The organism is Micromonospora cremea, assembly GCF_900143515.1.
Lineage (GTDB): Bacteria > Actinomycetota > Actinomycetes > Mycobacteriales > Micromonosporaceae > Micromonospora > Micromonospora cremea.
In genome coordinates this window covers 1,268,236-1,290,131 of sequence record NZ_FSQT01000002.1, presented here as the reverse complement: position 1 = coordinate 1,290,131, position 21,896 = coordinate 1,268,236, and the positions used below count along the sequence as shown (strand labels likewise).

Here is a 21,896-nt window from a genome sequence, read left to right as displayed (position 1 = left end):
CTGGCGGGGCGCTGGGGGCGAGCCGGTGCCGGGGGCGGCGGTGACTGTCGGTAGGCTTTGTGCACATGAGCCTGCCTCGCCCCGTCCTCGTGGTGGACTTCGGAGCCCAGTACGCCCAGCTCATCGCCCGCCGGGTCCGCGAGGCGAAGGTCTACTCCGAGATCGTGCCGCACTCGATGCCGGTCGCCGAGATGCTGGCGAAGAACCCGGCCGCGATCATCCTTTCCGGCGGCCCGTCCAGCGTCTACGCGCCGGACGCCCCGCAGATCGACGCCGGCATGTTCACCGCCGACGTGCCGGTCTTCGGCATCTGCTACGGCTTCCAGGCGATGGCCCAGGCGCTCGGCGGCACGGTCACGAAGACGGGCAACCGCGAGTACGGCGGCACGCCGCTGCGCCCCCGCCTTCTCGAGCCCGGCGTGCTGCTCCGCGACCTGCCGGCCGACCTGCCGGTCTGGATGAGCCACGGCGACTGCGTCACCGAGGCGCCCGAGGGCTTCACGGTGACCGCCGAGTCGGCGGGCGCGCCGGTGGCCGCGTTCGAGGACCTCGCCGGTCGCCGGGCGGGCGTGCAGTTCCACCCGGAGGTCGGGCACACCGCGCACGGCCAGGAGATGCTCACCCGCTTCCTGTACGACATCGCCGGCATCGAGCCGACGTGGACGGCCGAGAACATCATCGACGAGCAGGTGGCCCGGATCCGCGCCCAGGTCGGTGACAAGGAGGTCATCTGCGGCCTGTCCGGCGGGGTGGACTCGGCGGTCGCCGCCGCGCTGGTGCACAAGGCGGTCGGTGACCAGCTCACCTGTGTCTTCGTCGACCATGGCCTGCTGCGCGCCGGCGAGGCGGAGCAGGTCGAGAAGGACTACGTGGCGGCCACCGGCATCAAGCTGAAGGTGGTCGACGCCGCGGACCGGTTCCTGGGCGCGCTGGCCGGGGTGACCGACCCGGAGCAGAAGCGCAAGATCATCGGCCGGGAGTTCATCCGGGTCTTCGAGGCCGCCGCCCGCGAGATCGCCTCGCACGGCGATGTGGAGTTCCTGGTCCAGGGCACCCTCTACCCGGACGTGGTCGAGTCCGGCGGCGGCACGGGCACCGCCAACATCAAGAGCCACCACAACGTCGGCGGCCTGCCGGAGGACCTGAAGTTCGCGCTGGTCGAGCCGTTGCGCACGCTGTTCAAGGACGAGGTCCGGGCGCTCGGCCTGGAGCTGGGCCTGCCCGAGGCGATGGTCTGGCGGCACCCCTTCCCGGGCCCGGGCCTGGCCATCCGGATCATCGGCGCGGTCGACCAGGAGCGGCTCGACCTGCTGCGCCGGGCCGACCTGATCGCCCGGGAGGAGCTGACCGCGGCCGGCCTGGACCGCGGCGTCTGGCAGTTCCCGGTGGTGCTGCTCGCCGACGTGCGCAGCGTCGGCGTGCAGGGCGACGGGCGCAGCTACGGGCATCCCGTGGTGCTGCGCCCGGTCTCCAGCGAGGACGCGATGACCGCCGACTGGTCACGACTGCCCTACGAGGTGGTGGCCCGCATCTCCACCCGGATCACCAACGAGGTGGCCGAGGTGAACCGGGTGGTGCTGGACGTGACCAGCAAGCCGCCGGGCACCATCGAGTGGGAGTGAGCGCACCTCAGCCGACCGGCGGGTAGGGCGGCGTCGGGGCGTACCCCCGGTCCGGCTCGCCGGGCGTGGGCCCGGCGGTGGCCGGCGGGCCCTGCGGCGCGACGCCCGCCGGGTGCGGCCAGGCCGGCGCGCCGGTGGGCTCCTCGGGCATCAGGAACCACATGATCGGGTACGCGAACAGCGCCAGCCCACCGGTGAGCAGGCCGCTGACCGCGAAGATCACCCGGACCAGGGTGGGGTCGATGTCGAAGTAGCGGCCGAGGCCGCTGGCGACACCGGCGACCATGCGGTCGGTGGTGGGTCGCCGTAGCTGCTTGTACGGGGCGTGGGGAGCGGTGGTGGATGTCATGCCTCCACACTCCGCGCCGGTGCCCGGCCCGCCCTCGGTGACCGCCCGGATCCTTACCCTGACCGATCCCTGATCGGGGTCAGACAGTCAGGAATCCGACTCTTTTCCGTTCCGGTAACCCCGCCCGGGGAGAATTTGCTTCCGTGACCACCTTGCTGGAGCCGCTCCGCAGGATCGCGGCATACGCAGTTTGTGCTGACTCAGACGGCCGAGTGTTGCTGGTCCGTGCATCGGAGCGCTCCGGCACGCCCGGCACGTGGTCGTTGCCCGGCGGGGCGGTCGACCACGGCGAGGACCCGAACCACACGGTGGTCCGGGAGACCGCCGCCGAGACCGGCCTCTCGGTCGCCGTCTCGGGCCTGGCCGACGTGCTCGCCGACATGCGGGCCCTGCCGGAGCGCGGTATCACCATCCACACCGACCGGCTGATCTACCGGGTGGCGGTGCGCGGCGGCACGCTGGCCGACCGGGTCGGCGAGCGGCCCACGGACCTGGCCCGCTGGTACACCCTCGACGAGGCCCGGCGCCTGCCGCTGCGCTCGTTCACCGCGCGTGCCCTCGGGCTGCCGGCCTCCTCGGCCGACGTGGTGCCCGACGAGGCGCCCGAGTTCCCCTCCTTCTACGCGGTGCCCGGCCCGGACGGGCTGCACCGGGCGCAGCGCTTCGCCGCGTACGCGGTGTGCACCGACCCGGCCGGGCGGGTCCTGCTCACCCGGGTCTCCGACGGCTACCCGGGCGCCGGCTGCTGGCACCTGCCTGGCGGCGGCACCGACTACGGCGAGCAGCCGGGCGCGGCGCTGATCCGGGAGCTGGTCGAGGAGACCGGCCAGACCGGTCGCCTGGTCGAGCTGCTCGGCGTGGCTAGCCACCGCGACGCCGCCTCGCTCGGCCCGGAGGGTTACCCGATCGACTGGCACGGGGTCCGCGCCTTCTACCGGGTGGTGGTCGACCAGCCGAACCCGTTGACGGTGGCCGACGTCGGCGGCTCCACCTGCGAGGCCCGCTGGTTCGCCCGCGAGGAGCTGGGCGCCCTCCCCACCCACCACCTCACCGAGGTGACCGCCGAAGCCGTCCAAGCCGCCCAACTCACCTAACCCCCCCACCCCGACCCCCTCCCCGGCCCCCCCGGCCCCCCTTCCCCGCGTTGATCATGAAGTTATTGTCAGGACGCGCCGAGATGGACGGCGATAACTTCATGATCGACGGGTGATGGCGGGGGAGCGGGGAGCGGGATGGAACTGCGGCGGGGTGTGGGGGTCCACGGGATTCTGTGGGACTCGGGGCGGGTCCTGATGGTTCGGGAAGGGGTTGGGGGCGACGTTCCGGGGGTGTGGCGGCTGCCGGGGGGTGCGGTGGCACACGCCGAGCATCCGGAGCACGCGGTGATCCGGGAGGTGGCCCGGCAGACCGGGCTCACCGTGACGGTGGACCGGCTGCGGGCGGCCGTCGCCGACGTGACCACCTACCCCGAGGACGACGTCGCCCTGCACACCGACCGGTTGGCGTTCGACCTGAGCGCGCGCGGCGGCACGCTGCGCGACGCCGTCGACGGCCCGACCGACCAGGCTCGCTGGGTCACCACGGCCGAGGCGGCCCGCCTGCCACTGGCACCGTTCAGCGCCGAGCTGCTCGGCCTGCCGGTCACCCCGCTTGCGACCGGTGCCCACCGGCCCGCCGAGCCGTTCCCGCCGGCGCACCCCGACCGTCGGCTGCGCTTCGGAGCGTACGGGCTGGTCACCGATCCGGCCGGGCGGATCCTCCTCACCCAGATCGCGGACGGCTATCCGGGGGCCGGCAGGTGGCACCTGCCGGGTGGCGGCACCGATCACGGCGAGCAACCAACCACCGGGCTGCTCCGTGAGCTGGTCGAGGAGGGCGGTCAGTTGGGCCGGGTGGTGGAGCTGCTCGGGGTGGACAATCTGCACAACCCTGCCGCGTTCGGCCCGGAGGGGCGGCCGCTGGACTGGCACGGCGTCCGGGTGATCTATCGGGTGCTGGTGGACGTACCAACCGACGCGGTGGTCACCGAGTCGGCCGGCGGTTCGACGGCGCGGGCCGGCTGGTTCACCCTGGCCGAGGCCGCCGACCTGCCGTTGACCGGGATCGCTGCCTCCGCAATCGGGCAGTCGGGTCGATAGCTCTCCGCTCGCTGAGCCGAGATGGTGGCCCTCCGGTACAGTCGATGGCGGGAATGATGGAGGAAACGGGCGATGAGGCCCGGCGTGGGAATAAGAGTGCGGTTCGCGCGGTTTGAGCCAGATATAAGTACCGCCGGCAGCTATCGCCAAGTCCTGTCCCCTTATGCGATGGTGTACTCCGCAAAACGGCTGCCGGGCCACGCAAGGTCCGGCACGAGACGGCCGGACACCCGCCCCACGGCGGGCAGCCGATCCGGTGATGGAGGAAACGTGCCGAGAGCCCTATGGCGCCGGCGTCGTACTACTGACAGTCCGCGCCCCGCCGGGCGTCGCTGGGCGGGCCGGTTGCGCCGCAGCAGCACGTTCGCGCGCCAGGTGCTGCTGGTCCGTGTGGGCCGCCGCGACGGCGACCTGCGGACCACCGACGTGGCGCTGCCCGAGCACCGGTACGCCGACCGGCAGCGCCGCCGCTACGGCCTGGACCGCCTCGGCCGCCCATCGCTCGGCGCGGGCCGACCGGACATCGAGGCCGTCATGCCGGTGAGCCCGGCGCTGCCGCCGGTCGCGCACGCCGACGAGGCTTCGTCCCGGTCGATCCCACTGCTCCCCGGCGAGCGCACGGTCGCCCGCCGGATGAAGTTCGGCCTGGTCAACGCGTGCACGCTGGCCAGCCTGATGCTCGGCATGCTCGCCATCTTCCAGGCCATGCAGGGTGAGGTGCGCATCGCCGCGCTCTGCCTGATCGCCTGCGTCGCCTTCGACGGCCTGGACGGCGCGCTGGCTCGCCGGCTCAACGTGGCCAGCCCGTTCGGCGCGCAGATGGATTCGCTGGCCGACATGTGCTCGTTCGGCCTCGCCGCACCGGTTGTGGTCTACGCCTCGCTCGCCGGCTCGGTGTCGACGGCCGCGGCGGCGGTGGCCTGCGCCCTGGTCGCGGCTTGTGCCGCGATCCGGCTGGCCCGTTTCAACGTCTCGCCGAAGGACGGCCGCTTCTTCTGCGGGGTGCCCACCACCATGGCGGCCGCGGTGCTCGCCGTGACCGTCGCGATCGGCCTGCCCGTGCCCGGCCCCGTGCTGGTCGCCGGGGTGGCGCTGCTCGCCTTCGCGATGGTCTCCAGCTTCCCGTACGCCAAGCTCGCCCGGCTGGTCAAGCTGCCGCCGTGGCTCTGGCTGGCCCCGGTGATCGGCGCACTGGTCGACATCCGGCTCACGTTCGCCCTGATCGTGGTGGGTTACCTGGTCAGCGGGCCGGTGCTCTGGCTGCGGCAGCGTCGTACCGCCTGATTCGCGCAAGGAGAACGGGGTGCCCGCGGACCGCGGGCACCCCGTTCCTTCGTCGACGGGTCAGCGCCAGCGGGCGATGACCGTGGAGCCCCCGACCACCTTGTCGCCCGGCCCGACCAGCGGCTCGGCGGCGTCGGCCGGCAGGTACACGTCGGTCCGGGAGCCGAACCTGATCAGCCCGAAGCGCTCGCCCTTCGCCAGCAGCGCGCCGATCGGCGCGCGCTGCACGATCCGGCGGGCGATCAGCCCGGTCCGCTGCGCGACCACCACCGTGCCGCGGCTGGTGTCCAGCACGGTGTACGCGGCCACGTTGTGCTCGGCGTCCGGCTTCATCGCGTTCACGAAGCCGCCGTCGGCCACGAAGTAGTCGACAACCTTGCCGGCGACGGGCGCTCGGTTGACGTGTACGTCCAGGACGGACAGGAAAACGGCGATCCGCAGCCACTCACCGTCGCCGAAACGTTCGTCGTGCAGTCGCTGCACCGACAGGACCTGCCCGTCGGCGCTGGCGACCACGGCCGCCGGGTCCTCCGGCACGTCGCGCTGCGGGTCACGGAAGAACGCGGCGACCGGCCCGGCCGCCAGCGCCGGCAGCAGCCAGAGCTTCGACGAGGGACGCGCCACCCGGGCCAGCGCGGCCAGGCCCAGCGTGATGCCCGCCGCGGCCACCCCGTTGGAGTCGATGTGCATGCCGCGGGTCAGCGGCACGCTCGACGGCCGGTGCGCCGGGGCCAACCGGTCGGCCGCGGCCGGGCTGGCCGGGGTGAACCGTAGCCGGTAGATCCGGACCGGCGGCGAGTTGCGCAGCACCAGGTCTGCGCCGACGCCGTAGAGGGCGTCCTGCCGGGCCAGCTCGGCCGCGGCGCCGGTGGTCCGGCCGGGCGTGGCGGTGGTGGCGACGCTGAGCACCGCTCCGTCGGCCAGGTGCTTGACCAGGGCCTCGATGGCGCCGCGGGTCTCTTCGGCGGTGCCGGTGAACGCCTCGCCGGCGATGACCACCGCGGCGGCCTCGGCCTCGGCCAGCGAGTCGATCACCTGAACCCGGTCGGCGACCCACCGGCCCTGGGCGGTGACGTGCTCGCGGAGCACGGTGACGCCGGACGACTCGGCGGGTACCACGGTGAGCCGGTCACCGGGGAGCAGCGCCTCGATCGCCGCGGCCAGCACCGCGGACTCCGGGCTCGCGCCGACCAGGAGGGCGACCTTGGGATCGTTGATCCGGGCCAGCTCGGTGACGAGCGTACGGGCGGCTCGCTCGCCGATGCGGACCGGACCGGACCGACCGGTGGTACGCACGGCGGGGGACTGGGTCATGTCGGACGGGCTCCTGACGGGGTAGAGACGGGAATCGCGGCGGGGCCCGCCATGGCGGGACGGGCCGGCCGGCGGAGGCGAGATCTCCACCGGTCAGCATATGCGCCTGCCCGCGCCGACCGCACCGCCGTAGCGGTCGAGAAGGCCGGCGCGGGCAGGCGCCGGGTCAGGACTCCCGCCGCTGATCGTCCCGCTCGTCCGCCGGGTGGTCGACCCGGGTCGGCTCGTCGGCCTCGGCCCCGGCCGGACGGGCGAGGAGGCCGGTGGTCGGCTCGTCGCCCCCGTCGGCGCGCTGATCGGCGACCGGGGTGGTTTCCGGCTCCGACGGCGGGTGGGCCAGCCAGGCAGGGTGGATCACCTCCGCAATCGGCGTCTCCGCTGGCCGCAGCTCCGCCGTCGGCGTCTCCGGTGCCCGCAGCTCCGCCGTCGGCGTCTCCGGTGCCCGCAGCTCCGCCGTCGGCGTCTCCGGCACCGGACCCGGTGCAGGAGAGTCCCAGGTGGAGCGTTCGGCGTCCCAGGACGGCAGGCCCGCGCCGGAGGTCGGCGCGGACGCACCGGAAACCGGCGCGGCAGGTTCGGTGGCGACGGCGTCCGGAGCGGTCGGTGCCGGTTGGACCGGCCGGCTGGAGCGCAGCGCGCCGACCAGCCCGAAGACCCCGATCAGGATCAGTGCACCGGCCAGGAACCAGCCGACCGGCGGCAGCGCGAGCCCGAGCAGCTGGGCGAGCAGCCACCAGGCGGACAGCCCCAGGAACACCAGCCCGAAGGCGAACGACACCAGGTCCGTACGGTGAGCCTTCACCGGGTCACCTCCAGGTTGCCGGCATTGACGTGGATGTACAGGCGAAGTGTCCCGCCCCCGGGCCCGTCCGCACCGAGGTCGGTCGACTCCCGCAGGCGCCCGTCCAGCCCGCCGGATCGGTTGCCGAAGATGGTGGCGTCGCCCGCGTTGACGTCGGCCACCGTCGTGACGTCCACGTTCGGGGGCACGACCACGGTCGCCTGGCCGAAGTTGATCGCCACGGTCACCTGACTGTCCCGCTTGGCGAAGTCGATCCCGCGCAGGTCGAGCACGGCGTCACCGAAGCTGTTCTCGTACCGGTCCGCGAGGTCGCGGTAGTCGGTGGGCGCCCAGGTGACCGCGCCGTCGACCCCGCGGATCCGGTCGTAGGACTCGGCCACCGTGGCCGTTCCCAGCGCGGCGGCGGTCACCAGGCCGAGCGCGATCAGCCAGCGGGCCCGGCCGAACCAGGTGCCGACCAGCAGTCCCAGCGCGATCGTGGCCAGCGCGGCGGCGAAGTACGCCGACGCGCCGACGTCGAAGACGTCCAGCAGGTCGAGCAGCGCGACCACGCCGAGGGCCAGGAAGATCAGCGAGAAGGTCACCGCGCCGAGCGGGGAGCGCTCGCGGGGTCGCTTCGGTGGCTTCGGTGGCTTGGGCGGCTTGGGCGGCGGGTAGGCGGCCGGTGACGCGTACGGCCCGTGCGGCGCAAACGGAGGGCGGTATCCGGCCGGTGGCGGCGGCGTGACCGGGTAGCCGGCCGGGACGCCGGCGGCGGGAGCACCCGCCACGGGCGCCGACGGCCAACCGCCGCTGGGCGTGCCGGTGCTCGGCCAGCCGGGTGCGGCGGGCGCGGGCGCGGGCCAGGCGGCCTGCTGAGCCGTCGTGGCGGCCGGTTGCCCGGACACCGGGCCCACCCCGGACACCGGCTGCGCGCTGGTGAACGGCTGCGGACCGGCGGACGGCTGCGCACCGTGAGCCGGGGCGTGCAGGGTCGGCGACACGTCCGGTGCCGCGGTGGCGTACGCCGGATCCCCGCCGGCCAGCGGTGCCGTCGCCGGCGGGCCGGTGGGCGGCACGGCGCCGTGCGCCGGCGCGGGCCAGGTGACCGGCGGGACCGGCCCGGACGGCGTACCGACCGGTGCGGATGGCATCGGGCCCGGAGTGCCGGGCTGTGGCCCTCGGCTGTCCCGGTTGAGCAGGAGCGCACCGCCGATCAGGATGGCGGCGCCGAGCAGCACCGCGCGGAAGGCGTCGGTGACGATGTAGCCGAAGCTGGCCGCCACCAGGATGCCCAGGACGATCACGGTCACCGGCGACATGCTGGACCGGCCGCGCCCGAGCATGGACTCCACCGGGGACGCGGTGTCGCCCTCGTTGGGGATGATCAGCCAGGCGGCGACGTACACCAGGATGCCGATGCCGCCGAAGAACCCGAGCACCGCGAGCAGCACCCGCCAGAGCACCGGATCGGTGTTGGTGGCTCGGCCGATGGCCGCGCAGACCCCGGCCAGGTAGCGCCCGTCGCGCGGCCGGACCAGCCCGTACCGAGAGGTGAAGCCGGCGCCGCCCAGCGGCGGTGGCGGTGCCGACGGACCGGGACCACCCGGCCCGGGTGGCATGCCCCCGGCCCCCCCCGGCCCGTAGCCGGTGCCGGCCGCATAGCCGACGCCGGGCCCGTAGCCCGCGCTACCGGGCCCGTAGCCGCTGCCCGGAGCGCCCGGTGTGGGGTCGGCGGCCGGGCCGGCGTCGAACCCGGTGGTGGCGCCGGTGGGCGGGCCGAACGGGGTGGGCTCGGCCCAACCGGCGGGTATCGCGGCTGGTGAGGGCGGTGATGAACCGCCCGGCTGTGCCGACCCGGGTCGGGGCGGCGGGGCAGCTTCCTCGGTCATGCCTCGATCCTGCTGCCAGTCCCGCCCGAGCGACCTCAGGACCCGACCCTGACCCCACCCTGAGATCCGGGCGGCCGGAATGTCGGGGGCGTCCCCGTGGTCGCGGTACGCCGCAGCGTGTGACGATCGGATCCACCAACCTCGCCCGACCCGCCACCGTGACCAGGGAGCCTCCGATCAGCATCGTGACCCCGCCCCCGCGCCTCTACCGCGCCCCCGAGCACCGGATGGCCGCCGGCGTCGCCGCCGGCATCGCCGACCACCTCGGCATCTCGGTGCTGCGGGTGCGAGTCGCGTTCATGGTGCTGCTCGGGCTGAGCGGGCTCGGCCTGCTGCTCTACGCGGCCTTCTGGGCGGTGGTGCCGCTGCGGCCCGGCGACACCGCGGTGCCGCCCCGGCGGGACGTCGCCCAGCTCCTGCCGTTCGTGGGGATCGGGCTCGGAGTCCTGCTGATCCAGGTGATGGTCTTCGACTCGGTCGGCGCGGCGGGCACCGCCGGCTGGCTGGTGGCCATCATCGCGGTCGGCGCCGGGGTCATCTGGCACCAGTCCGCGCCCGAGCGGCGGCGGCGGTGGGGCGACACGATGCCGGTGCCCTGGCTCGGCGCGGTGGTCGAGGAGAGCGACCGGCGGGCCTTCGTGCTCCGGTTCATCGGCGGCGGGGTGCTGGTCGCGGTCGGCATCATCGGCGTCGCGGCGGTCTACTCGCCGGCACAGAACTTCGACGCCGTGATCAACGGCGTGATCTTCGCGCTGGTCGGGCTGGCCGGGGTCGGGGTGGTCGCCGCGCCGGTGCTCTGGCGGACGTACAGCCAGCTCCGCTCGGAGCGCGAGGGCCGCATACGGGAGCAGGAGCGGGCCGAGCTGGCCGCGATGGTGCACGACCAGGTGCTGCACACGTTGGCCCTGATCCAGCGCAACGCCGGTGACGTCAAGACGGTGCAGCGGCTGGCCCGGGGGCAGGAACGTTCGCTGCGCAACTGGCTCTACAAGCCCACCGCGTCGCCGAACGAGCGCCTCGCGGCCGCGCTGGAGCAGGCCGCGGCCGAGGTCGAGGACACGTTCGCGATCACGGTGGAGGCGGTGGTGGTCGGCGACCGGGAGACCGACGAGAAGGTCGGGGCGCTGGTCGCCGCCGCGCGGGAGGCGCTGGTGAACGCGGCCCGGCACGCGGGGGTGCAGACCGTGTCGCTCTACGCCGAGGTGGAGCCCGATCAGGTCAGCGTCTTCGTCCGGGACCGGGGAGCGGGCTTCGACCCGGATACCGTGGAGGACCACCGGCACGGCGTACGCGGCTCGATCATCGGGCGGATGAAGCGGCACGGCGGACGGGCCGAGATCCGGTCCGGCCCGGGGGAGGGGACCGAGGTCCGGTTGATCCTGCCGATCTCCCGGGACTCGTCCGCAGCGGAGAGGAACAGATGACCATGGCTGAGCAGTCGATGGAGCAGCTCGACCCGGCGGACCGTCGCCCCGAACGGCTGCGGGTGTTCCTGGTGGACGACCACGCCATGTTCCGGGCCGGGGTGCGCGCGGAGTTGGGCGCCCACGTCGAGGTGGTGGGCGAGGCGAGCACGGTGGCCGAGGCGGTCACCCGGATCGCCGCGACCGGACCGGACGTGGTGCTGCTCGATGTGCACATGCCCGACGGCGGCGGACGCGCGGTGCTGGAGGCGATGCGCCGCAGCCATCCGCAGGTCAAGTTCCTGGCGCTGAGCGTCTCCGACGCGGCGGAGGACGTGATCGGGCTGATCCGTGCCGGCGCCCGGGGTTACGTCACCAAAACCATCTCCCCGGACGAGCTGGCCGCGGCGATCCGCCGGGTCGCCGACGGCGACGCCGTGTTCAGCCCTCGGCTAGCCGGGTTCGTGCTGGACGCCTTCGCGGCCCGGCCGGACGCCCCGGTGGCCGATCCGGAGCTGGACCAGCTCACCAACCGGGAGCGGGAGGTGCTGCGGCTGCTCGCTCGGGGGTACGCGTACAAGGAGATCGCGAAGGAGCTGTTCATCTCCATCAAGACGGTGGAGACGCACGTGTCGAACGTGCTGCGCAAGCTTCAGATGTCCAACCGCTACGAGCTGTCCCGATGGGCGGCGGACCGCCGGCTCGTGTGATCTGACGTCGCGGGCCGGCCGGCGCCTGCCACCGCAACGGGCCACTTCGGCGGGTGGGCCGGCGGCTCAGGTGGTCCGCAGGACTGTGAACGCTTCGGCCAGCCGGCCCGGTGGCAGGCCCGCGTCGGCGGCGACCGCGGCGAGTCGTTCGTGGATCCACGCCGGCACGTCCATGTGACCGGTCTGCGAGTGGTGGGCGCGCATCGCGGCCACCTTGCGGTCGTACCGGTCGGTGATGTCGACGGCGTGGTCCGGGGCGGGGCCGCCGGCGTACCAGACCTCCCGGACGACCCACGGCTCCAGCCCCTCGGCCAGCAGCTCGGGGAACGCGAAGGGGTTGCGCGCGTCCGGGTAGATGGCGCAGGTGGTGGCCTCCCCGACGGCCAGGTGGTCGGGGTGACTCGGTCCGGCCAGCAGCTCCCAGCGGCGCAGCGGCGAGCTGGTCAACACCCGGTCGGGCCGGAACCGGCGGATGGCCGCGGCGATGTCCCGGCGTAGCGCCGGGGTCGAGGTCAGCGTGCCGTCGGGGTACCCGTCGAGGAAGTCGACCTGCCGCACGCCCGCAACGGCGGCCGCGGCCCGCTGTTCCGCTTCGCGCAGCCGGGGCATCTCGGACCGGTCGGTGTCGTCGAAGCCGCCGGCCTCGCCACGGGTGATGATCAGATAGGCGACCTCGACGCCCTCGTCCACCCAGCCGGCAATCGTGCCTGTGCAGCCGAAGTCGACATCGTCCGGATGGGCAAAAACGGCCAGCGCGCGACGGACGTCGGACAGCACGGGAGCGGATGCCGGAAAGCTCACAGGACCCGAGCCTACGCCGGGCGCCGGCGTCCGGCTGGGCCGCGTATTTCCTGCTCAGAGATGCCCGAGCGGACGGTTTTATGATCAATTTTCAAGTATCGGCAACGTGGCGGGCAACTAACGGCTTGATAACGGCACCTTCACGGAAGCGGCAAGTGAGTGTCACAGTGGCAGCACCCCACCCTCGGTGTGCGGCACTCCGTACGGCTCACGACCACGACCTCCGCTGTTTCGCGGCAAGTTCGTGGCTGTGTCGCCTGCGTCGGGCCGTACCTCGTCGGTGGGGAGCCCGGCGGATCGGAACATCAGGGGTGTCCCCAACTTCCCTGTGAACCCGGCGACCCGCGCCCCGGGGTGGTCGGGCGGTGTCACCCCCAGACGTGCGTGAAACCCACGACGGAACCAGGTTCAGAAAGAGGAGGCCCCTCGGAATGAGAGTCTCGAAGCGGGCGACGAGCGCGATCGCGCTCAGCGCGGCTGCCGCGCTTGTCGCGAGCGGTTGCTCGAGCGGTGACAATGACGGCGATCCCGCCGCCAGCAAGGACGGCTCGATCGTTATCCACGGCGTCCAGCCGGAGAACCCGCTGGTCCCGTCGAACACGACGGAGACCGGCGGTGGCAAGATCATCGACTGGATGTGGACCGGCCTGGTCGAGTACCCGAACGACGGTGGGGCCCCGCGCAACGCGCTGGCGGAGTCCATCAACACCACGGACTCCAAGGTCTTCACGATCAAGATCAAGAAGGGTACCAAGTTCCACGACGGTACCGAGGTGAAGGCGAAGAACTTCGTCGACGCCTGGAACTGGGCCGCCTACTCGCCGAACGGCGCGCAGAACGGCTCCTTCTTCTCGGACATCGAGGGCTTCGACAAGACCTACACGTCGGACCCGGACGGCGAGGGCCCGAAGAAGGCTCCGCCGCCCACGGCCGAGAAGCTGTCCGGCCTGAAGGTCGTCGACGACCAGACCTTCGAGGTCACCCTGGCGGCCCCGACCGCGGTCTTCCCGACCAAGCTCGGCTACAGCGCCTTCATGCCGCTGCCGGACGTGTTCTTCACCCAGAAGCCCGAAGAGTTCGGCAAGAAGCCGGTCGGTAACGGGCCGGTGAAGTTCGTGTCGTGGGACGACAACGTCCTCATCAAGCTGACGCGCTTCGACGACTACAACCTGCGCGACACCATGAAGGTCAAGGACGTCGACGTCAAGCTGTACCAGGACGAGACGGCGGCCTACAACGACCTGCTGGCCAACAACCTGGACTTCCTGGAGTCGATCCCCACCTCGGCGCTCGCCGGTGACAAGTGGAAGACCGACCTCGGTGAGCGGGGCCTGTCGACCACCACGCCGACGACCGGGCTGATCGCGTTCCCGATGTACGACAAGCGCTTCCAGGACCCGAAGCTGCGTCGTGCCGTGTCGCTGTCGATCAACCGGCAGGAGATCACGGACAAGATCTTCTTCGGTACCCGCAAGCCGGCCGACAGCTGGGCGAACCCGCTGACCCCGGGTGCCAAGCCGGGTAACTGCACCGCCTGCAAGTTCGACGCCACCGAGGCCAAGCGGCTCCTGGCCGAGGCCGGCGGCTTCCAGGGCGAGATGGTCTTCTTCTACAACACGGACTCCAGCCACAAGGACTGGATGGACGCCGTTGCGCAGCAGGTCAAGACCAACCTCGGCATCGAGGCCCGCGCCGAGGGCCTGCCGACCTTCGCGGTCTTCCGCCAGCAGGTCAACGCACGCAAGATGACCGGCCCGTACCGTGCCGCCTGGCAGCAGGACTACCCGGACGTGGAGAACTGGATCAACCCGCTCTACGTGACTGGTGGCTCCTCGAACGACGGCCTCTACAGCAACCCGCAGGTCGACGCGCTGGCCAAGCAGGCCGGTGCCGCGCCGAGCCTGGAGGCCTCGCACGAGGCGTTCTCCAAGGCCGTCGAGCTGGTCGACCAGGACGTCCCGAGCATTCCGGTCTACTTCTACGGCCAGCAGTCCGGCCACTCGGAGAAGATCAAGAAGCTCGAGCTGAACAACGTCGGCGAACTCGACATCACCTCGGTCGAGCTCTGATCCGAACGGTCTGACCCCGGGTCGGGCTCGCCACATCCGGTGAGCCCGACCCGGGGCCGTTCCGCGAGTGAGTGTTACAACATCCACTCGCCACGTTGTCACCACCGTGTCGGCCGTCCGACGCGCCCCCTGTCTGGAGGACCACCCCATGGGCCGTTATCTGTTGAGACGGCTGCTCCAACTCGTGCCGGTCTTCATCGGTACGACGTTCATGATCTACGCCCTCGTCTGGGCTGTTCCGGGCGATCCGTTCGCCGGCAAGTGCGGTGACCGCCGCTGCCCGGACCAGTACATCGCCTTCATGACCGAGAAGTACCACCTGGACCAGAACGTCTTCGTGCAGTACGCGAACTACATGAAGAACCTGCTCCAGGGCGACTTCGGTCAGACTTTCTCGCAGCGCGAGATCAGTGACATCATCCTGACGTCGTACCCGAACACGCTGAAGCTGGCCCTGGTGGCGCTCACCATCGAGGCCGTGATCGGCCTCGGCGCCGGCGTGCTGACCGGTCTGCGGCGCAACGGGTTCCTGGACAACCTGGTCCTGGTCTCCACGCTGTTCCTGATCGCGCTGCCGGTCTTCGTCGTCGGCTTCGTGCTTCAGTGGCTGCTGGGCGTGCAGTGGGGCATCATCAAGCCGACCGTCTCCTCCGAGATGCGGCTCTCCGAGCTGATCGTGCCGGGCTTCGTGCTCGGTAGCGCGTCAGTGGCGTACATCGCCCGGGTAGCACGAACGAGCATCGCGGAGAACCGCCGCGCCGACTACGTGCGTACCGCCATCGCCAAGGGCCTCCCGATGCGCCGGGTGGTGGGCGTGCACCTGCTGCGCAACTCGCTCATCCCGGTGGTCACCCTGCTCGGCACCGACCTCGGTGCCCTGATGGGCGGCGCGATCGTGACCGAGGGCATCTTCGGCATCAACGGAATCGGCCGCCAGGTCTTCCGCGCGATCGTCACCAAGGAAAGCGCTACCGTGGTAGGGATCGTGGTCGTCCTCGTGCTGGTCTATCTCGTGATGAACCTGCTGGTTGACCTGCTCTACGCCGCCCTGGACCCGAGGATCCGCTATGAGTGACCCGAGTACCGCATCGATCGTCAGCACTCCTCCCGCGCAGTCGACCGACGCCGGCGCCCCCGCCACCGCCGGCCTGCCGCAGAGCAACGAGAAGCCGCGCGGCCTGCTCGGTGACGCCTGGCGGGACCTGCGGCGCAAGCCGCTGTTCTGGATTTCGGCCACGCTGATCGTGATCTTCCTGCTGATGGCGGCCTTCCCGGCGCTGTTCGCCCCGGGTGACGCGGTCAACGGCACGCTGTCCCGGAGCCTCGACAAGCCGTCCGCCGATGGTTGGTTCGGCTACGACGTGCAGGGCCGGGACGTCTACGCCCGGGTCATCTACGGCGCGCGTGCCTCCATCGTGGTCGCCGTGCTCTCCGTGCTGGGCACCCTGCTGGTCGGCGGTGCCATGGGCATCATCGCCGGCTACCGCGGTGGCTGGGTGGACGGTCTGCTCAGCCGGATCGCCGATGTCTTCTTCGGCCTGCCCTTCGTGCTCGGCGCGATCGTCATCCTGACCACGTTCAACGGCTCGAACTCCAGCAACAGCAAGGCCCAGATCATGGGCCTGGTGATCGCCTCCCTGATGGTGCTGAGCTGGCCGGTCGTGATGCGGCTGATGCGTTCCTCGGTGCTGGCCACCAAGGAGGCCGACTACATCGTGGCGGCCCGCGCGCTGGGTGCCGGCACCGGCCGGATCATCCTCAAGCACCTGCTGCCGAACTGCCTGGCCCCGCTGCTGGTCTACGGCACGATCATGGTCGGCTCGTTCATCGGCGCCGAGGCCACCCTGTCGTTCCTGGGCGTCGGCCTGAAGTCGCCGGTGGTGTCCTGGGGCATCATGATCAGCGACGGGCAGCAGTTCATCCGGGTCGCGCCGGGGCTGGTGTTCTTCCCCGCCGCGTTCCTCGTCACCGCCGTTCTGAGCTTCGTGATGCTCGGTGAGGCGGTCCGCGAGGCCCTCGATCCGAAACTCCGCTAGGGGAGATCCAGTTGTCCGACATTCTCGTGTCCGAGCAGTCCGCGCCGGGAACCGGCGGCTCCGGACGTCCCTCCGGCCGGCTGCTCGAGGTCGACGACCTGCGGGTGGAGTTCCGTACCCGGGACGGCGTCGCCAAGGTCATCAACGGGGTCACGTACCACGTCGACGCGGGGGAGACCCTCGCCGTGCTCGGCGAGTCCGGCTCCGGTAAGAGCGTCACGGCGCAGACCATCATGGGCATCCTCGACACCCCGCCCGGCTTCGTCACCGGTGGGCAGGTCCGCTTCCACGGCAAGGACATGCTCCGCATGTCCAACGAGGAGCGCCGCCGCATCCGCGGTGAGGGCATCGCGATGATCTTCCAGGACGCGCTCTCCGCGCTGAACCCGGTCTTCACCGTCGGGTTCCAGATCGCCGAGCAGTTCCGGGTCCGGCGGGGCATGGGCCGCGCGGAGGCCAAGAAGCGCGCGATCGAGATGCTCGACCAGGTCAAGATCCCGAACGCCAGGGGCCGGTTCAACAACTATCCGCACCAGTTCTCCGGTGGTATGCGGCAGCGCGCGATGATCGCGATGTCGCTGGCGCTCGACCCGGAGGTGCTGATCGCGGACGAGCCGACCACCGCGCTCGACGTGACCGTGCAGGCCCAGATCATGGACCTGCTCGCCGAGCTCCAGCGTGAGCGGCAGATGGGCATGATCCTGATCACCCATGACCTCGGCGTGGTCGCCGACGTCGCGGACCGGATCGCGGTCATGTACGCGGGCCGGATCGTGGAGGAAGCCGATGTGTACGACCTGTACGCCAAGCCGGCGCACCCGTACACGATGGGCCTGATCGACTCGATCCCGCGCCTGGACGAGAAGGGGCAGCAGCTCCGGACGATCAAGGGCCTCCCGCCGAACCTGATGAACATCCCGCCGGGCTGCCCGTTCAATCCGCGCTGCCCCATGGCTCAGCCGGTGTGCCGGGAGAAGCTCCCGCCGCTGCTGCAGGTGGGCACCGCACGGGCCAGCGCCTGCCACTTCGCCGAGGAGCTGGTGAACCGTGTCTGAGAACATCATCGAGGTCCGTGACCTGGTCAAGCACTACCCCGTCACCCAGGGCGTGGTGTTCAAGAAGACCGTCGGTCAGGTCAAGGCGGTCGACGGGGTCTCATTCGGTCTGGGTGCCGGTGAGACGCTGGGCGTGGTCGGCGAGTCCGGCTGCGGCAAGTCGACCCTCGCCCGGGTGCTGATGAACCTGGAGCGGCCGACCGCCGGCAGCGTGGTCTACAAGGGCCAGGACATCTCCAAGCTCTCCGGCGGGGCGCTGCGGCGCCTCCGCCGCCAGATCCAGCTGGTGATGCAGGACCCGTACACCTCGCTGAACCCCCGGATGACCGTCGGTGACCTGCTCGGTGAGCCGTTCGAGATCCACCCGGAGGTGGCGCCGAAGGGCAGCCGTCGGGCGAAGGTCAGGGAACTGCTCGACCTGGTCGGGCTCAACCCGGAGCACATCAACCGGTACCCGCACCAGTTCTCCGGCGGTCAGCGTCAGCGCATCGGCATCGCCCGGGCGCTCGCGCTGCGGCCCGAGGTGATCGTCTGCGACGAGCCGGTGTCGGCGCTGGACGTCTCCATCCAGGCCCAGGTGATGAACCTGCTGGAGCAGCTCCAGGGCGAGTTCGGTCTCTCGTACGTCTTCATCGCGCACGACCTGTCGGTGGTCCGTCACCTCTCGGACCGCGTCGCGGTGATGTACCTCGGCAAGATCGTGGAGATCGGCACCGAGGACGAGATCTACGAGCGGCCGACCCACCCGTACACCCAGGCGCTGCTCTCGGCGGTGCCGGTGCCGGACCCGACCCAGCGGCACAACAAGACGATCATCCGGCTCACCGGTGACGTGCCGTCGCCGATCAGCCCGCCCTCGGGCTGCCGGTTCCGCACCCGCTGCTGGAAGGCGCAGGAGGTCTGCGCCGAGCAGGTCCCGCTGCTGGAGATCCGGCAGGGCTCGGACCACCCGAGCGCCTGCCACTTCGCGGAGAAGCGCGAGATCGTCGCGAGCCACGAGGCTGCCTGAGTCACCGGAACCGCCTGCCGACGTCACCACGACGACGGCAGGCGGTTTCGTTTGTCCGGGGACCGGGCTGCCTCCTCCGGCGCCGAGCGGCCAGCCGTGGCGTCGGCCGCTCGCAGCGTGGGGCCGGGGAGCGGCTGCCGGCCGGGCCGGATGGCCGGCCCGGGTGGCTCACAGCGGGCCGCGGCCCGCCCGGAGCAGCAGCAGCGCCAGTTGGGTGCCGTCGGCGCCGAGTGCGACCCGGAAACGCTCCAGGATCTCCCGTTCCCGGGAGAGCACCAGGCGCGTCCCGCCGGACGCCATCCGGGTCGCCCCGACCTCCTGGGACAGCGTGGCCCGCTCGTGCCAGAGCGAGATCAACGCGTTGTCGATCTCGTCGATCCGTTCCCTGATCTGCACGATCCGTGCGGCGGCGGCCGGCTCCGCGGTGCCGGTCCGTGCCTCGGCCGGCCCGCCGTCCTCGGCGGGTGGCGCCACCCCCGCCACGGGCTCGCCTCTGTCGACCGGGGACTGGTCCGCCCCCGGTCGGACCGGCCCGCCGCTCTGCTCCGCCACGTCTGTCATCATCGGGTACCTCTCGCACTGTCGTGCCCGGTGCCCGGATCCCGGGACGAAAAGGCCCCGGGCTCCAGGAGCCCGGGGCTTTCGCAGGTCTGATCGATCAGGCGCGACCTACGGCTGCCGGACTCCCGGTGCCGTAGTAAAAGTAGTAGCGCTGAGCGAACACGCCGTCGAGTATGCCCATGCCGGCCGCCTGTGCGCAAGGATTCGGTTCAACAGGGCGCATCCTCCGCTCCGGCACGTTCCGGAAGCCGGCCCCTGCGTGACGACCAGGTTGCTTTCACCGTCATCGTTCTGCGTCCGGGGGCGGGCGCGCCGGCGACGACACCGCGCGGTCGGGAAGTGTCCGGCCGGCGGCATAGACTTGTCGCGCGATGCATCCTCTCTTCGACATTCCCGCGTCCCCGCCTGCGCCGGAGTCCGCGCCGGCCCGTCCGGACCGGCCCCGGCCGGCCGCTGTCCGCCTCGATCCGCAGCAGCTGCTCGCCGGGCTGAACGGGCCGCAGCGCGACGCGGTCAGCCACGCCGGTTCGCCGCTGCTGATCGTGGCCGGCGCCGGGTCGGGCAAGACCCGGGTGCTCACCCACCGGATCGCCTACCTGCTGGCCGCGCGGGACGTGCATCCCGGGGAGATCATCGCGATCACCTTCACCAACAAGGCGGCCGGCGAGATGAAGGAGCGGGTCGCCGCGCTGGTCGGCCCGCGGGCCCGATTGATGTGGGTGTCGACGTTCCACTCCGCCTGTGTCCGCATCCTGCGCGCCGAGCACGAGCACGCGGGCCTCAAGTCGACGTTCTCGATCTACGACGCGGACGACTCGCGCCGGCTGATGCAGCTGGTCACCCGCGAGCTGGACCTCGACCCGAAGCGCTACCCGGCACGCGGGCTGGCCGCCCAGGTCTCCAACCTGAAGAACGAGCTGATCGACCCGGAGCAGTTCGCCGCGCGGGCCACGGGGCCCAACGAGCGGGCGCTGGCCGAGGCGTACACGCTCTACCAGCGTCGGCTGCGTGAGGCGCACGCGCTGGACTTCGACGACCTGATCATGACCACGGTGCACCTGCTCCAGTCCCATCCGCACGTCGCCGAGAGCTACCGCCGCCGGTTCCGGCACGTCCTGGTCGACGAGTACCAGGACACCAACCACGCGCAGTACACGCTGATCAAGGAGCTGGTCTCCGGCACCGACGGGCTGGAGCCGGCCGAGCTGTGCGTGGTCGGTGACGCCGACCAGTCGATCTACGCGTTCCGCGGCGCGACGATCCGCAACATCCTGGAGTTCGAGCGGGACTTCACCGACGCGCGGACGATCCTGCTGGAGCAGAACTACCGCTCCACCCAGACTATCCTCAACGCGGCCAACGCGGTGATCGACCGGAACACCTCCCGAAAGCCGAAGCGGCTGTGGAGCGAGGCCGGCGCCGGCGAGCGGATCGTCGGCTACGTGGCCGACACCGAGCACGCCGAGGCGGACTGGGCGGCGCGGGAGATCGACCGGCTGGTCGACGCCGACGAGACCCGCCCCGGCGACGTTGCCGTCTTCTACCGCACCAACGCCCAGTCCCGGGTCTTCGAGGAGGTGTTCATCCGGGTCGGCCTGCCCTACAAGGTGGTCGGCGGGGTGCGCTTCTACGAGCGCAAGGAGGTCCGCGACGCGCTCGCGTACCTGCGTTCGGTGGTCAACGACGACGACACGGTGAGCCTGCGGCGGGTGCTGAACACTCCGCGCCGGGGGATCGGCGACCGAGCGGAGGCGTGCGTCGAGGCGCTCTCCAGCCGCGACCGGATCTCCTTCGGCGCGGCGCTGCGCCGGGCCCGGGAGGCGCCGGGCATCTCCAGCCGCGCGGCCAACGGCATCGCCGACTTCGTGGCTCTGCTCGACGGCGCCCGGGAGCTGGCCGAGACCGGCACTCCGGAGGAGGTGCTGGAGGCGCTGCTGACCCGCTCGGGCTACCTCACCGAGCTGGAGGAGAGCCTGGACCCGCAGGACGCCGGCCGGGTGGACAACCTCCAGGAGCTGGTCAGCGTCGCCCGGGAGTACACCGAGCGGATCGAGGCGACCGGCGCCGAGGGCGAGCGGGCAACTCTGGCGGGCTTCCTGGAGCAGGTCGCACTGGTCGCCGACGCGGACCAGATCCCCTCCGACGACCCCGACCATCAGGGCGTGGTCACCCTGATGACGCTGCACACCGCCAAGGGGCTGGAGTTCCCGGTGGTCTTCCTGACCGGGCTGGAGGACGGTGTCTTCCCGCACCTGCGTTCGCTGGGCGACACCCGCGAGCTGGAGGAGGAGCGCCGGCTTGCGTACGTCGGCATCACCCGGGCCCGACAGCGGCTCTACCTCTCCCGGGCGGTGACCCGCTCGGCCTGGGGACAGCCGTCCTACAACCCTCCGTCGCGGTTCCTGGAGGAGTTGCCGCCGGAGCTGGTGCACTGGGAGCGCACCGAGGGGTCGTACACCTCGTGGGCCGGTGGGGGCGGCGGCGTGGGCGGCCGCGCGGACCGCGTGCCGGGCGGGCGGGGCACCTTCAACGGGGGCACGCCGAAGGCGGCGCAGCTGGCGAAGCGGCTCGGCGTGGACGCCAGCCGCCTGACCACGGCCAGCGAGCTGCCGCAGGGGCCGAAGGTGTCGGCCGGCGACCGGGTCAACCACCAGCGCTACGGGCTGGGGCGGGTGGTCGCCGTCGAGGGGCACGGCCCGGGTGCCCGCGCGCAGATCGACTTCGGCGACCAGACCATGTGGCTGGTGCTGCGGCACGCCCCGATCGACAAGCTCTGACCCCGAGCCGCGCGGGGGGAGCTAGCGCGTCCGTCCAGAATCCGCACTGCTTGCGGGAAAGAGTGGCCTCGGCACCGCCGGAGGCCACTCTCTCT

17 protein-coding genes and 1 pseudogene are annotated in these 21,896 nt (G+C 71.7%); 12 read left to right on the top strand and 6 right to left on the bottom strand.

The features are described from left to right. Positions 1-65 precede the first annotated feature (65 nt). Entirely contained in the window at positions 66-1,622 is a 1,557-nt protein-coding gene (guaA, locus tag BUS84_RS19275) for a glutamine-hydrolyzing GMP synthase (RefSeq protein ID WP_074314454.1), read from the top strand. A gap of 7 nt (positions 1,623-1,629) precedes the next feature. On the opposite strand, the gene BUS84_RS19270 is transcribed toward guaA, so the two are convergent. Further along, a complete protein-coding gene (locus BUS84_RS19270; protein WP_074314452.1) occupies positions 1,630-1,971 on the bottom strand; it encodes a PspC domain-containing protein in 342 nt (113 codons plus the stop codon). A 143-nt stretch (positions 1,972-2,114) separates the two neighbouring features. On the opposite strand from BUS84_RS19270, the gene BUS84_RS19265 reads away from it, so the two are divergent. The 3 genes from BUS84_RS19265 (at position 2,115) to BUS84_RS19255 (ending at position 5,393) form a co-directional block, all read left to right on the top strand. Continuing rightward, positions 2,115-3,065 (top strand): NUDIX hydrolase, encoded by a 951-nt coding sequence (locus tag BUS84_RS19265; protein ID WP_074314450.1) that lies wholly within the window; start codon positions 2,115-2,117, stop codon positions 3,063-3,065. Between the two features lie 138 nt (positions 3,066-3,203). Beyond that, on the top strand, positions 3,204-4,109 hold the full coding sequence (locus BUS84_RS19260; protein WP_074314448.1) for an NUDIX domain-containing protein: 906 nt from the start codon (positions 3,204-3,206) through the stop codon (positions 4,107-4,109). Positions 4,110-4,454: 345 nt separating this feature from the next. Continuing rightward, entirely contained in the window at positions 4,455-5,393 is a 939-nt protein-coding gene (locus BUS84_RS19255; RefSeq protein WP_074314446.1) for a CDP-alcohol phosphatidyltransferase family protein, read from the top strand. A gap of 60 nt (positions 5,394-5,453) precedes the next feature. Here the strand turns inward: BUS84_RS19255 and BUS84_RS19250 are convergent, their stop codons facing one another. The 3 genes and pseudogenes from BUS84_RS19250 to BUS84_RS19240 all read right to left on the bottom strand — a co-directional run bounded on the left by BUS84_RS19250 (position 5,454) and on the right by BUS84_RS19240 (position 9,380). Then, positions 5,454-6,707 (bottom strand): phosphatidylserine decarboxylase, encoded by a 1,254-nt coding sequence (locus tag BUS84_RS19250; protein ID WP_074314444.1) that lies wholly within the window; start codon positions 6,705-6,707, stop codon positions 5,454-5,456. A gap of 577 nt (positions 6,708-7,284) precedes the next feature. Next, a pseudogene (locus BUS84_RS19245) lies at positions 7,285-7,509 on the bottom strand (hypothetical protein); the annotation flags it as partial. Continuing rightward, positions 7,506-9,380, bottom strand: a complete 1,875-nt coding sequence (locus BUS84_RS19240) for a PspC domain-containing protein (protein ID WP_074314442.1) — start codon at positions 9,378-9,380, stop codon at positions 7,506-7,508. The gene BUS84_RS19240 and the pseudogene BUS84_RS19245, both read right to left, overlap by 4 nt. A gap of 158 nt (positions 9,381-9,538) precedes the next feature. Between BUS84_RS19240 and BUS84_RS19235 the strand changes: the two genes are divergently transcribed. Both BUS84_RS19235 and BUS84_RS19230 read left to right on the top strand, forming a co-directional pair. Continuing rightward, on the top strand, positions 9,539-10,804 hold the full coding sequence (locus BUS84_RS19235; protein WP_074318933.1) for an ATP-binding protein: 1,266 nt from the start codon (positions 9,539-9,541) through the stop codon (positions 10,802-10,804). Between the two features lie 2 nt (positions 10,805-10,806). Beyond that, positions 10,807-11,493, top strand: coding sequence for a response regulator (locus tag BUS84_RS19230; RefSeq protein WP_074318932.1), 687 nt, complete (start codon positions 10,807-10,809; stop codon positions 11,491-11,493). Between the two features lie 66 nt (positions 11,494-11,559). Here BUS84_RS19230 and BUS84_RS19225 read toward each other — a convergent pair whose 3' ends face one another. After that, entirely contained in the window at positions 11,560-12,294 is a 735-nt protein-coding gene (locus tag BUS84_RS19225; protein ID WP_244298645.1) for a PIG-L deacetylase family protein, read from the bottom strand. 431 nt (positions 12,295-12,725) lie between these two features. Between BUS84_RS19225 and BUS84_RS19220 the strand changes: the two genes are divergently transcribed. From BUS84_RS19220 to BUS84_RS19200, 5 genes are all read left to right on the top strand, one after another. Then, the gene (locus tag BUS84_RS19220) at positions 12,726-14,363 is read left to right on the top strand and encodes a peptide ABC transporter substrate-binding protein (protein WP_074314438.1); all 1,638 of its coding nucleotides are present in this window, start codon (positions 12,726-12,728) and stop codon (positions 14,361-14,363) included. 148 nt (positions 14,364-14,511) lie between these two features. Further along, complete coding sequence (locus BUS84_RS19215; protein ID WP_074314436.1) at positions 14,512-15,438, top strand: ABC transporter permease; 927 nt, start codon at positions 14,512-14,514, stop codon at positions 15,436-15,438. Continuing rightward, positions 15,431-16,399: an ABC transporter permease gene (locus BUS84_RS19210; protein ID WP_074314434.1), complete on the top strand. Its 969-nt coding sequence runs from the start codon at positions 15,431-15,433 to the stop codon at positions 16,397-16,399. The genes BUS84_RS19215 and BUS84_RS19210 overlap by 8 nt, the downstream gene beginning before the upstream one ends. A 26-nt stretch (positions 16,400-16,425) precedes the next feature. Continuing rightward, positions 16,426-17,454, top strand: coding sequence for an ABC transporter ATP-binding protein (locus BUS84_RS19205; RefSeq protein ID WP_074314432.1), 1,029 nt, complete (start codon positions 16,426-16,428; stop codon positions 17,452-17,454). Further along, positions 17,447-18,463: an ABC transporter ATP-binding protein gene (locus BUS84_RS19200; RefSeq protein ID WP_074314430.1), complete on the top strand. Its 1,017-nt coding sequence runs from the start codon at positions 17,447-17,449 to the stop codon at positions 18,461-18,463. Before BUS84_RS19205 ends, BUS84_RS19200 begins: the two co-directional genes overlap by 8 nt. Before the next feature lie 168 nt (positions 18,464-18,631). On the opposite strand, the gene BUS84_RS19195 is transcribed toward BUS84_RS19200, so the two are convergent. Beyond that, positions 18,632-19,027 (bottom strand): chorismate mutase, encoded by a 396-nt coding sequence (locus BUS84_RS19195; RefSeq protein WP_084757522.1) that lies wholly within the window; start codon positions 19,025-19,027, stop codon positions 18,632-18,634. Between the two features lie 368 nt (positions 19,028-19,395). On the opposite strand from BUS84_RS19195, the gene pcrA reads away from it, so the two are divergent. Continuing rightward, positions 19,396-21,801, top strand: a complete 2,406-nt coding sequence (gene pcrA / locus BUS84_RS19190) for a DNA helicase PcrA (protein WP_074314428.1) — start codon at positions 19,396-19,398, stop codon at positions 21,799-21,801. Positions 21,802-21,896 lie beyond the last annotated feature (95 nt).